Origin of the sequence: Avibacterium sp. 20-126 (genome assembly GCF_044358625.1) — a bacterium.
Taxonomy (GTDB): Bacteria; Pseudomonadota; Gammaproteobacteria; order Enterobacterales; family Pasteurellaceae; genus Avibacterium.
Genome location: NZ_CP091457.1, coordinates 1,266,638 through 1,280,342, shown reverse-complemented (window position 1 = coordinate 1,280,342; position 13,705 = coordinate 1,266,638). Strand labels below are relative to the sequence as shown.

Below are 13,705 nucleotides of genomic sequence, written 5' to 3'. Positions count from 1 at the left end.
ATATTTTAGATGAAGTAATATAAGAGCTCAACATTATTTACTAATTAGCAGATACTGATAGCTGTTTAATTTTAAAATAGCTAATATAAATAGCTATAGATAGTAAAATAATGGAACCAAGAAAAACTCATTTTAAAATCTAACAATTATAATATTTAATTATTAGTCAATGTACCAACGTTACCCCAACACCGCACCACTTAAATCAATAAATATTCCTGCAATTGTTGCGCTCATTAAATTGGCTAGTGTGCCTGCAATTACTGCTTTTAAGCCGAGGCGTGCAATATCTGAACGGCGGGTTGGTGCCATACTGCCAATGCCACCAATTAGCACGGCAATTGCGCTGAAGTTAGCAAAACCACATAAGGCAAAGGTGATAATGGCTTTGGTTTTATCACTAAGCTGAACGACAGCATCAGGTTGTAGATATTGGGCAAATTCTAAATAACCAACAAATTCATTGACAGCTAATTTCATTCCGATCATTTGCCCTGCGATTTCAGCATCTTGCCAAGGTACACCAATAATAAAAGCAATAGGTTGGAATAAATAACCGAGTAGGCTTTGTAAGGTCAGATCGCCATAGCCAAACCAGCTACCGATACCGCCGATTAAGCCATTTAATAATGCAATGGAGGCAATAAAAGCAATCAACATTCCCCCTACATTAATAGCGAGCGTTACCCCTGATGCTGCACCATTTGCAAGGGCTTCCACAATATTATTGGGTTTGTCTGTTTTGACGTTTTCTTCTAATCTATCGCTGAATTTTTCTGTTTGTGGATATATCAATTTAGCAAACAATAATCCAGCAGGGGCTGCCATAAATGAGGCGGCGATTAAGTAGGTAAGTGGTACGCCCATTCCTGCATAGCCGGCTAATACCGATCCAGCGATGGAAGCCGTTCCGCCTACCATCACAGTAAAGAGTTCGGATTCCGTCATTCGACCAATAAATGGTTTCACAACCAGTGGGGCTTCCGTTTGTCCAACAAAAATATTGGCTGCCGCAGACATTGATTCTGCTTTGGAGGTGCCGAGTGCTTTTTGCAAGCCGCCGCCAATAATTTTGATCACCCATTGCATCACACCGATGTAGTACAATACAGAAATTAATGCAGAGAAGAAAACAATAATCGGTAGCACTTTGAAGGCAAAAATAAAGCCGATATTGCTTGGATCAGCAAGGTTACCAAAAAGGAACGCAATTCCTTCATTACCGTAATTAATGACTTTGCTCACGCCTTCAGCAGTGCTAAGTAGGGCATTTCTTCCAGCGGGAACATATAAAATGAGTGCAGCAAAGCCAATTTGTATGGCTAATGCACCGAAAATAGTGCGAAAATTAATGGCTTTGCGATTGTTGGAAAACAGCAATCCAATGCCAAGCAGGACGAAAATCCCGACAATACTGATAATGAGATCCATAGTTACGCTCCTTGATGAATGAATTTAGATAATCGTAGTCATTTTTTGTATGCCGCATTGTTTGGCAAATTCTGCCAGCGCCTCGGTTTCTTCTACCGTAGGAATAAAAGGGGTTAAACCAGCTTCATCTCTTGCGCCTTTGCTATGCACGCGAATGATTTTGAATAATACATCGGGATAATCTCGCAATAGCTGTGCCGCTTTTTCCACTAAGCGATAGGCATCAAAAAAATCTTTGATAAAAACCAACCGCACTTCTTCAATTTTTGAGTGCGGTAATAATTTGGCAAGATTTTGCCAATTTCGGGTGAGATTTTCTGTTTTGATATGTTGCGTTGTGGGGATAATTTGATTTGGCACCTTGCCTTGCTGATTTCGCCGTTCAAAGCAGAGTGTTTGCAATCCTAAGCCATCACCTTTTAGGTCAAAGAGAAATTTATCCGTTACGGCAATTAAGGCTTGGGTGCTGTCATAATCAAAGAAGCCACTACTATCAAGATAACAGGTTAGACCTTGTTGACGTAAAGCCTGAAATAAGGGAATCAATTTTTTATGATGAATTGTTGGTTCCCCGCCAGAAACGGTAACCCCGCGAATAAAAGGCACTGCATTCATTACTTGATCATACAAATATTGCAAGCTAACTAATTTCGCTTCAGTGTTCCTTCTTGGAATTGTTTCAGGGTTGTGGCAATAAAGGCAATTTAATTTACACCCTTGTAAAAAAATACTGGTGCGATTACCTTGCCCCTCTACATTGGAAAAGGGAATGATCCGATGCAGAGGCACATAGATAGTTGATAGGGTAGCACGTGTAACCATTATGAATTCGATGTTACGTTTTCTTCATCACGTAATTGGCGATCAAAGACGTTCGCACAATCGTCTGTTCCTGCACCATACCAAGTGGTGTCACGTAATACCGCTTCGCCTTTGCGATAGCGTTCAACCTCGCTTTTCTTCACTAAGTAGCCCGTTACGCGAATGAGATCGGTATTTTTCAGATAAGTTGTAATATAACGATAGCCTAGTGCAAATGCTCCCTCGATGATATCGACAACCGCATCTAAATGATCGGTATAGGTTTGATCGAATGCAAAAAGATCACCTGTTCCCGATGGGAAATATTTATGGAATGGGGCAGATTGTTTTAAATGCGCAAGCAAAGTAGGCTCTTCACCCACGCGAATACGGTGTGCAGGGGTATTCATTTTATCTTCTTCGTGATTGCTTGCCCCGACTTGTGCGTGTAGTAAATAATGCTGATGAGTACGTTCCACATAAAGCCCTTTATGAGCATTATTCACTGCTTGTAATTTATCCATAATTAATGTGGCAATTTCATCACCACGTTGGCTTTGCCCAAAGGTTTCATTGATACCTTCTTGTTGTAAAAGATGGTTCACCGCATCGGCTAGTCCAACAATCGCAATCATACTCGTGAAGTTTTCACGTTTGATAAATTCTTCTTGTGCCAAGAAGCTGCTTTCAAAGAAATTGCTTTCTTCGATCAAGAATTTATGCCGTTTATCCATTGTGGAAAGGGCGAGTTTTGCTACTTTCGGTAACAATTCGTTCACCATTTCATCTACACTTGAACAAGCGCGCCCAATCGTGCCTAATCTCAAGCGAGTGAGTGTATAAGCACCACCACATTCAGGCAGGGCATTATAACAACTTGCGATACCATATTGTTCACCTAGATCTTCAATGTAGTAAGCGTCATTGGCAAAAGACGGTTTTGAGACTAATAAACAGGCTTTCGCTGCAAGTTCTGCAAATTCACGAGAGGTTTTTTGTTTGTCATAGCGAATCGTCATATTTGGCGTGGTGTTTTCTAACTCAATGACAGCCTGTAAAATTAAACGCCCCGCTTTAGTATCATAAGGACCAATATTGGCGTGGCAGAATGAATCCGCAATGGTTTTATCAATATGGTTTAAGAAACGTTTAATTTTAATATAATCTTGTTTTTCATCAGTAATGAATGCCTCGAGCAACGTATCTAAACGGCCAATATAAACAGGGTAAGTGGTAATAGAAGGAACGTGGGAATAGAGAATAAGCAATCCATCTAGCACTTCATCAAGATCTTTGGGGGGAGGTAAGTCAAGGAATTTACAGCCTTTTTGAATATACACATTATAATCAGGCAAAATATAACGCGGACGATAAATAGCATAACCCTCACATAAATCACAAATCATATGATTTTGAATGTATTCCCATTCTTCTTCGGTGTAACCTAATAAATCAATGGGGTTAAATAATCGCTCAGTAATATTGCCTAAGCTCATTAATTTTTGATGATAAGTGAGGTTTTTCGCTTTAACCACATCGAGAATATCTTGTAGTGAGGCTTGCATGGGTTGCTCCTTGTATAAAATTTATGCCGAGTTGGCAATCATTTTATCTAAGGAAAGGACGCATTACCGTGATTTAGATCACAGACTTGAGGAATAATGTAGATAGTTAAAAATAGCGTTATTTCAAATAAAAATAAGACAGTGTGGACAGCCCCTTATGTACCATTTGTACAGTGCGGTCGCTGTTGCCTTGTCTTATTTTCATTTTAAACGACTAGAAAAGAGCTGAACAAAAAATAGGTTCAGCTCTGAATAGCGGATCGCGTGATGTTGAAATAACATTGCATTAGCTTGATTTGCCGTACGCTGTGCGTTAAGTTACTCAAATATAAACAATGATAGCTTATTGATTTGGCTCAAGCACTTCAATTTCAGCATTGCTGTGTAATCCTCTTGGAAGTTGGCTTCCTTTGCGTCCACGTTCAGCACGGAAACATTGTAAATCTTCCGCTTTAAGGGTGATTTTACGTTTGCCTGAGTGGAAGACCAAGCTAGCTTGCTCAGAAATGAGTAATAATCGCACCAATAATTCAGAACGATCTTTCGCATTCGCCGCAGGAATAGAAATAATTTTGTTGCCTTTTCCTTTGGATAATTCAGGTAAATCTTGCACTGGGAAAATCAGCATTCGTCCTGCTGAAGTTAATGCAACGAGTAGTTGTTGATGTGCCTGTAAGGTTAAAGGTGGCAGTACTTGCGCATTTTCAGGAAGTGAAATTAATGCTTTCCCTGCTTTATTTCGTGCCACTAAATCACTAAATTGACAAATAAATCCATAACCCGCATCAGAAGCCATTAAGAGTTTTTGCTCTTCATTTTCCATTAATACTTGGCAAACGCTTGCACCTGCGGGTAAGGTCAGTTTACCTGTTAGCGGTTCGCCTTGTGAGCGTGCTGAAGGCAAAGACAGCGGATCAAGCGCATAACTACGTCCTGTGCTATCAAGAAATACAACCGGCTGATTACTTTTCCCATAAGCGTGAGCAAGGTAGCTATCACCTGCTTTATAGCTGAGGTTCTGGGCGTCAATATCGTGTCCTTTTGCACAACGCACCCAACCCATTTGCGATAAAATTACCGTAACAGGTTCGGCTGGGATCATTTCATTTTCTGCAATGGCTTTGGCTTCAGCACGCTCTATAATGGGTGAAAGGCGAGGGCTGGCAAAGGTTTTGGCATCTTGTTGAATTTCTTTTTTAATTAATGTATTTAAGCGACGTTCTGAAGCTAAAATCTGTTCTAAATTTAACCGCTCTTGCGCTAATTTATCCTGTTCAGCTTGTAGTTCGTGTTCTTCCAATTTGGCTAATTGGCGTAAGCGTAAATTTAAAATGGCTTCGGCTTGTTCATCAGTTAAATCAAAACGAGCCATCAGTTCTTGTTTCGGCTTATCTTCATTACGGATAATGGCAATCACCTCATCAATATTTAAAAAGGCAATCATCAAACCTTGTAAAATATGTAAGCGATTTAGCACTTTATCTAAACGATGTTGTAAGCGTTTTGTGACGGTGCTACGACGGAAACTAAGCCATTCAGTAAGAATTTGTAACAGATTTTTGACAGCAGGTTTGTTGTCCAAGCCAATCATATTCATATTAACACGATAGCTTTTTTCTAAATCGGTTGTGGCAAAAAGATGATCCATTAAGACATCACAATCTACTCGATTAGAACGCGGAACAAGCACGATTCGAATTGGGTTATTATGATCGGCTTCATCACGAATATCTTCAACCATAGGCAATTTTTTAGCGGTCATTTGCTCGGCAATTTGGCTAATGATTTTCGATGGAGAGGCTTGATGTGGTAACGCTGTGATGACAATCTCGCCCTCTTCTTTTTTCCACACGGCACGCATTTTAATTGAGCCACGCCCTTGCTCATAAATTTTTCGGATATCTGCTTTGCTGGAAATAATTTCCGCTTCCGTTGGATAATCAGGACCTTGTAATACGGTCATTATTTCATCTAAATCCGCGTTGGGATTATCAAGTAGCATTATTGCGGCTTCGGCAACTTCATTAAGATTATGTGGTGGAATATCGGTTGCCATTCCCACCGCAATGCCTGTTGTGCCATTGAGCAAAATATGCGGTAAACGTGCGGGTAAATACTGTGGTTCTTCTAATGTTCCATCAAAATTGGGTTGAAATTCCACTGTCCCTTGTCCAAGTTCACCTAACAGGATTTCAGAAATTTTAGACAGACGTGATTCGGTATAACGCATCGCGGCGAACGATTTCGGATCATCGGGGGCGCCCCAGTTTCCTTGTCCATCGACGAGTGGGTAACGATAAGAAAAAGGTTGTGCCATCAGTACCATTGCTTCATAACAAGCGGTATCGCCGTGCGGATGGAATTTACCTAATACGTCCCCGACAGTGCGTGCAGATTTTTTATATTTCGCGGTGGCATTGAGTCCCAATTCTGACATCGCATACACAATACGGCGTTGCACAGGTTTTAATCCATCACCAATAAAGGGCAATGCACGATCCATAATCACATACATTGAATAATTTAAATAGGCACTTTCGGTGAAGTTTTGCAGTGGCATTTGCTCAATGCCTTCGTAATTAATTTCTGCCATAACGTTGTTTTTCTCTTATATTCGTTAAAATTAAAGTGCGGTGTAATTTTGGGTTATTTTTTAATGTTTAAATCCAGTGGAAACATCCGCATCGGGGTTACGCTCGTGATAAGGTTCGTCTTTTAATTTTCCACTGAAAATTTGTGGATTTTCCTCTCCACTGACTATTAATACCCCTTTTGCCCCTTTTTCTGTACGGAAAATGGAATGATCCACGAAAGGATAGAGGCCGGGTACGGGAATCGTCGTTTCTGCCATCATCGCGCCACCAGCAGGAATCAAGGTGGTTTGCACATTGTGATTTTGTAATGAACCGCCTTCCACATACACGGTATCAAAAGGTTTTCCAATCAAATGAAAGGAAGAAACCTTATTAGGGCCGGCGTTACCTACATAAAAACGTAGCTTTTCGCCCACTTTTGCTTTTAAGGCGTTATCCCCAAGCATCGAACCGTAATGTCCGTTAAAGACCACATAATCAGGGAGTTCATAGCTTGCTTTTTGCATACTAAAAACCTGTAAGCCCGCTTCGCCAAATTCCCCTTGCGTATAAAATTCGTTTTGGACAATATAAAATTCTTTATCGACAGGGGGTAAACCGGCTTTAGGCTCAACGAGCATTAAACCAAACATTCCTTTACCAATGTGTGTAGGCGCGCCCGGCATTGCTGCGCAGTGATAAAGATAAAGCCCGGGCGATAGCACTTTGAACTGATAAATGCTGGTATGTCCCGGTGCCGTGTTGCTTGCTAATGCGGTGCCTTCAGGAGCAGCCGAAGAATGAAAATCAATGCTATGTGGTAGTTTGGCATTGATTGGGTTGGATAAATGCACTTCCACCGTATCGCCCTCACGCACACGGATAAAAGGGGCGGGGGTTGAGCCATTATAGGTCCAATATTTGAATTGAACCTTAGGCATAATTTCCATAATTTTTTCTAACGCTTCTAGTTTTACTACCACCCGTGCTGGGTAATCGCGTGTAATTGGGGCGGGGACATTCGGTGCGGTAGTGAGTTCTGCTTCAATTACAGGTAATGAGGTGGAATCTTGCTTTTGCTCTGCGGATAAAGGGGCATTTTGCTTAATACTGTTCTTTAAAGTTTGAGTAAAATCAAGCAAAGATTCTTGTACCACATTTTGTACTGTGGTGGTTAAATTTTCAGCTGAATTTTCTACCGCACTTTGCATATTTTTTGCCACTTCTTGCATTGCCTGTTGCAACTGCGTAAGGGAATGCTGTAATTGTGCGTTTTGTGCTGTGCTTGTGGCATCATCTGCATTTTTTTCTGCCTGTTGTGCTTGCTTGATTGATGAAGATGTGCTTGCCGTATTGATTTCATTGGCGGCAAATGCAAACGGAATATTGGTAAAAAGTGCGGTGCATAATAATGCGAAAATGGTTTTTTTCATCGCGATTCCTTATACGCTAAGATCAACTTGATCACCTTTGGATTGTAGCCAGCTTTTGCGATCTTCTGCGCGTTTTTTAGCTAACAACATATCCATTAATTCAAAGGTTTCTGTTTGGTTTTGCTCATTCTCTTGATCAAAGGTGAGCTGTACTAAGCGACGTGTATTGGGATCCATTGTGGTTTCCCGCAACTGGCTTGGGTTCATTTCCCCTAACCCTTTAAAACGCTGTACATTGATTTTCCCTTTCTTATTTTTGAGGCGATCTAAAATCCCTTCTTTTTCCCCTTCATCAAGGGCGTAATAAACTTCATTACCGATGTCAATGCGATAAAGTGGTGGCATTGCCACATAAACGTGGCCTTCTGCCACCAGTTTCGGGAAATGGCGTAAGAACAGGGCGCAGAGTAGGGTAGCAATATGCAAGCCGTCAGAATCCGCATCGGCTAGAATACAAACCTTGCCATAACGTAACTGAGAAAGATCGCTATTGTCTGGATCAATTCCCAATGCCACAGCAATATCGTGGACTTCTTGCGAACCAAGAACTTGATCGGCGGAGACTTCCCAAGTATTTAGAATTTTCCCCCTAAGCGGTAGAATGGCTTGATATTCACGATCTCGTGCTTGTTTCGCCGAGCCGCCAGCAGAGTCTCCTTCAACTAAGAATAATTCAGTTAAGGCTAAATCTTGTGAGCTACAATCTGCTAATTTCCCCGGAAGGGCTGGACCGCTCACTTGTTTTTTGCGCACCACTTTTTTCGCTGCCCGTAACCGCCGTTCAGCAGAGCTAATCGCCATTTTTGCCAGTTCTTCCGCTTCTTGTACATTTTGGTTGAGCCATAAACTAAACGCATCTTTCACCACTCCGCTGACGAAAACGGCACTTTGACGGGAAGATAGACGTTCTTTCGTTTGTCCTGCAAATTGCGGATCTTGCATTTTGATAGAAAGCACATAAGCACAGCGATCCCAAATATCATCGGCGGTAAGTTTAAGCCCTCTTGGTAATAAATTGCGAAATTCGCAAAATTCACGCATTGCATCGAGCAACCCTTGGCGTAAGCCATTAACGTGCGTTCCGCCTTGAATGGTGGGAATTAAGTTTACATAACTTTCACCTAATAAATCACCGCCTTCAGGTAACCAGATTAATGCCCAACTTGCGGTTTCTTTTTCTGTTTCAAAATTTCCAACAAAAGGCGAGGCGGGGAGTGTGGTATAGCCTTCTACGTTTTCCGTTAAATAATCGGATAAACCGTCTTGATACAGCCAAACATCTTCTGTGCCGTTTATTTTATCAATAAAGCGAATTTCTAATCCCGAACAGAGAACCGCTTTGGCACGTAATAAATGGCGTAAACGGCTAACAGAGAAGTTACTGCTATCAAAATATTTTGGGTTAGGCTTGAAATGCACAGTCGTGCCAGTTGTACGGCGTCCACAAGTGCCAATTACCTCTAATTCTTGGACTTTTACACCATTTTCAAAGGCGATTTTATAGACCTGTCCGTTACGTTTAATTTGAATATCCACACGGTCAGAAAGGGCATTCACCACAGAAATTCCCACGCCGTGCAAACCGCCAGAGAAGGTATAGTTTTTATTAGAAAACTTTCCTCCCGCGTGCAATTTAGTAAGGATTACTTCAACACCAGAAACCCCTTCGCTAGGGTGAATATCCACCGGCATTCCACGTCCATTATCAATCACTTCAAGGGATTGGTCTTTATGTAAAATCACTTCGATTTTTGTGGCATAGCCAGCAAGTGCTTCATCAACACTATTATCAATGACTTCTTGCCCTAAGTGGTTTGGGCGTGTGGTATCCGTGTACATTCCGGGGCGCAGTTGAACGGGCTCGAGATCTTTTAAAACGGTAATTTCATTGGCGGAATAATTCGTTGTCATTGGGGTTTCCGTAATTTAATAATAAAAATTGCTAAAAGTTTAGCAAAAAAACCAACTGATACAAAAGTGCGGTTGGTTTTTTTGCTTTTTTTATTCGTTACCTAAAACGCCTAAATTCCAGTTTATTGCCTCTTTAGGGCGTTTTTCTTGTAATAAGAAATGTTGATTAGCTTTTGCTTGTGGTTGCACCACCGTGCCTGATGGGGTAGAGAATGCAATGCCACCTTTTAACAATTGTTGCATTGATCCTGTATTAATAGATAGCCCAGTGAAACCTAATTCCATACCATAGCCTGAGGCGATCCAAAACTCAGAATTTTGACGCACGAGAGATTTATGCTTATTGGCAATGACAATATGCACCAATACTCGATCACCAATGGAATTCAATTCCAAATTGCGAATTGTACCCACTTCAACCCCTCGATACATAACAGGTGAACCCACGGTGATATTCATTGCATCTTTGGTTTCTAAAATTAATGGGAAACCATCACCATATTTATTGGTTGTTGGCACGGATTGTGTTAAACGAAATTGATTGCGTATTTTTCCGCTACCCGCTTCGACATCAATATAAGGTTGTAATAAACTGTCTAAATTTTCAATGCCACCGGCGGAAATTTGTGGTGAAATGAGACGGAATTTACTGTTTTCTTTCGCAATCATTGCCATATATTGGGGATTAATCAATGCGGTGGCAATGATTTTGCGATCTGCGGAAAGCTCAATGCGATCCACTTCACCAATGGTTAAGCCCATATAACGTAATGGCATTCCTTTGCTTAGATTTGTGGCATCACTTGCCGTGAGCTTAATGATTTGTCCAGCGGATTTGGCTCGCATTTCATTTGGGTAAAGAATTTTATTCCCTGAACCGCTGTTATCAAAGCTAATTGCCCCTTTTAGAGTGCGTGCAATAGGCGTTGCTTGGATACTGATTCCTTTTGGCGTAATATCTACCTGCGCAGCACTTTCCACCCAGAATAGGCTTTTATTGGTCAGTAGATCACGATTTTTAGGATAAATGAAGACATCGACATCAAAATGATCTTTTTTCGGATGAATGGCCAGAATTTTACCCACTTCATATTGGCGATAAAGCACAAGAGAGCCTTTATCAATACTCGGTAGTTGTGAGGTAGTTAAGGTAATCGTTGGGGTGAGATCATTGCTCACAATCCCCGCTTCTGCATTGCTGAGATCACGATATAAAGGAAAACTTTCAGGCAATTTTCCAGATTGATGACCCGCAACAATACGAATGCCACCTTGAAGCCATTTTTCTGGCGTAGCTGCTTGCATTTTTATCCCATCAGCACCAAGGCTCACTTCAAAATTCGAGGCAGCAATAAACAGCGTATCTGGGTGGATTAAATGGCGGTATTTACTTGCAATAGCAATGTTAAAATGCACATTATCTTGTTCGATAGATTGGCTCACAATTTCACCGATGGCAAAATTATTATAATAAATTTGTTGCCCTTCACTAATATTATAGGTTTCTGGTGCGGTTAAGGTTAGCACCAGCGTATCAGGTTGTTTAAGTAAAAGCTCATTCTCTTTGATGACATTAAATTGCGTCTGTTTTTCACCGCTACCACTGACGACATCAAAATATTCGCCCCGTAATAATTTTTGCGGATCTGAGAGTTCATTTAAGCTAAATTTTGTGTTGCGTAATACTATTTCGGTGTTAGTTTTGAATAAATTTTCAGCACTAGGATCAATAAGTAATTTGCCCTGTAAAATTTTCTCATTATTTTCCACCGCACTTAACTCAGAAAGTAAACCGATTTGTGCATCTTGTGAATATACAGCGGTTTTACCTGCTTTTAATCCCGCTATATTTGGCATAGTGATATTAACTTCAATGCCACGTTTGGCTGCTTGTAAGTTGGCATATAATCGGTAACTGGTATTATTTTCCGCTTGAGGGCTATTTTGTGGGGAATCAAATGCCACCGCACCTTGAACAACCGCATTCAAACTATCTACCTTGACATTAATGCCAGACATACCAATATTGGCGTTAATCCCACTGATGTTCCAGAAATGGCTGTCTTTTTTTACAAATTGCGTATAAGGCTTATCGATCACAACATCAATTTCAATTTTCTTTTGATCTTTTGTGAAACGGTAATCATAAATTTTCCCTACGGGCATTTTTTTGAAATAGACAGAGGCGCCAATAGAGATCGAGCCTAAGTCATCAGCAAGTAAATGAATAAGCAAATCGCCTTCAGTAACTTGAGCTATCGGCCCTTCATCTTCTGCCACAAATTCATCTTCTGATTCACCATCACCGGGTTGCAGGGTAATATAGTTACCAGAAACCAGCGCATCAATACCTGAAATACCCGCTAAAGAGGCACTTGGACGAACTAACCAAAATTTGGTGTTTTGGCGTAAGACCGTTTTAGCTTCGGGGTAGATACTTGCAGCGACTTCGACTTTTTTCAGATCATCTGTGAAATTCACCTTTTTTACCACCCCGATCTGCAAACCTTGATAGCGAATTTGCGTTTTCCCTGCGACTAAACCATCGCCATTATCAAAGGTAATTTTGATACTAATCCCTTGTTCTTGTATTATTTGAAAGAACAAAATCGCCCCAATACATAAGGCAATAAACGGCAACAGCCAAAAAGGTGAAATCCGTTTATTTTTATGAATAGTGGCTTGTACCTGTTGATAATTTTCTTCAATACTATTTTTGTTTTTTTCTGTCATAAATCTTCCAAAGTAAACGACTGTCAAACTGTGAAGCTGAAATCATTGTTAAAAATACGGCTGCACCAAAATAGAACGTAGCAGGGCCAACGGAAAAATTAATAATCTGTCCACGAGCAACAAGGGACATCATCAAGGCGAGTACGAATAAATCTAACATCGACCAACGTCCAACAAAATGCACGAGATGAAACAGACGCATTTGCCATTTTATAGATTGGTGAATATTGAAATGTACACAAATTAAGAGATAAAGCAAAATAAAAACTTTACTGATTGGGATAAAAATACTGGCTGAAAAGACAACGAACGCCACAAAGTAACTGCCCATTTCAATAAACGTCATTACCCCAGACATCAAGGTATCCGCACTTGGTGCGCCATTGACATAAACCACCGACATAGGCAATAAATTAGCAGGGAAAAGCATAATAATCCCCGCAATTAAGGTTGCCCACGTGCGTTGCAACCTAATATTTGCCGAAACTTCCGTGATGGTGAGGCAACGCGGGCAACGCTTACGATGTTTGCTATCTTGATAAGGTTCGGTAAAAGTATAATGACATTCCAAACACACGCAAGGTGGTTTCTTGGGCATTGCTGTTAAAAATCTGTCTTGTGGATAAAAATCATTCCATAATGCATTAAGATTGAGCTTAATAAAGAGCAGAGTAGTTAAAAGTGCGGTGAAAATAAAGGCAATTAAATAAATATCAAGACTAAGCGTGGCGTATTCTCGCACTTTAAACATTGTTACCCCTAAGGCAACCAAATACACATCAAACATCACCCAAGGTTTAATGTATCCCAACGCGAGTAAAATATTACGCGGCTTAATGCCGAATATTTGTGAAAGACGGAGTAAAATAACCAAAATCGCAAAAGAAATGGGCATAAATACGGCACAAAGAAAAATTAAAAATGCCGTATATGGATAGCCCTCCGTTGCCATTTTCCATACCCCTTGCCATATTGATGCCTCTACCCGTGTACCCAGTAAATCAATACTCAATAAAGGATAGTTCAAGGCAAAAGGCATTAAAATCAACATAGATAGCGCAATCATTGAGCAACGATGTAAACTCCAACGGCTGCCCGAATATAGCACTTCATCACAGCGAGGACATTCTGCATATTCGCTTGCTTTCAATGTTGGCACGGACACCGTGGCATCGCAATGAGAACAACGTGCAATATGCTGTTTGGCGTAATCTGTGCTGTTTAACGGTTTAGTCATTAAATACGATAAGTGAAAATA

General features: G+C 40.7%; 8 protein-coding genes. All 8 read right to left on the bottom strand.

The genetic code is table 11. The features are described from left to right. Positions 1-180: 180 nt before the first annotated feature. The 8 genes from L4F91_RS05865 to L4F91_RS05830 all read right to left on the bottom strand — a co-directional run bounded on the left by L4F91_RS05865 (position 181) and on the right by L4F91_RS05830 (position 13,684). Complete coding sequence (locus L4F91_RS05865) at positions 181-1,431, bottom strand: NupC/NupG family nucleoside CNT transporter (RefSeq protein WP_395895332.1); 1,251 nt, start codon at positions 1,429-1,431, stop codon at positions 181-183. A gap of 24 nt (positions 1,432-1,455) precedes the next feature. Then, complete coding sequence (locus L4F91_RS05860; RefSeq protein ID WP_395895330.1) at positions 1,456-2,253, bottom strand: 4Fe-4S cluster-binding domain-containing protein; 798 nt, start codon at positions 2,251-2,253, stop codon at positions 1,456-1,458. Further along, entirely contained in the window at positions 2,253-3,797 is a 1,545-nt protein-coding gene (locus tag L4F91_RS05855) for a YjjI family glycine radical enzyme (RefSeq protein ID WP_395895328.1), read from the bottom strand. Before L4F91_RS05855 ends, L4F91_RS05860 begins: the two co-directional genes overlap by 1 nt. Before the next feature lie 343 nt (positions 3,798-4,140). Beyond that, positions 4,141-6,390, bottom strand: a complete 2,250-nt coding sequence (gene parC, locus L4F91_RS05850; RefSeq protein ID WP_395895326.1) for a DNA topoisomerase IV subunit A — start codon at positions 6,388-6,390, stop codon at positions 4,141-4,143. 60 nt (positions 6,391-6,450) lie between these two features. Further along, the gene (gene nirK / locus L4F91_RS05845) at positions 6,451-7,479 is read right to left on the bottom strand and encodes a copper-containing nitrite reductase (RefSeq protein WP_395897831.1); all 1,029 of its coding nucleotides are present in this window, start codon (positions 7,477-7,479) and stop codon (positions 6,451-6,453) included. 333 nt (positions 7,480-7,812) lie between these two features. After that, on the bottom strand, positions 7,813-9,714 hold the full coding sequence (gene parE / locus L4F91_RS05840) for a DNA topoisomerase IV subunit B (protein ID WP_250363114.1): 1,902 nt from the start codon (positions 9,712-9,714) through the stop codon (positions 7,813-7,815). Positions 9,715-9,804: 90 nt separating this feature from the next. Then, positions 9,805-12,447: an MlaD family protein gene (locus L4F91_RS05835; protein ID WP_395895324.1), complete on the bottom strand. Its 2,643-nt coding sequence runs from the start codon at positions 12,445-12,447 to the stop codon at positions 9,805-9,807. Continuing rightward, positions 12,425-13,684, bottom strand: a complete 1,260-nt coding sequence (locus tag L4F91_RS05830) for a PqiA/YebS family transporter subunit (protein WP_395895322.1) — start codon at positions 13,682-13,684, stop codon at positions 12,425-12,427. Before L4F91_RS05830 ends, L4F91_RS05835 begins: the two co-directional genes overlap by 23 nt. Positions 13,685-13,705 lie beyond the last annotated feature (21 nt).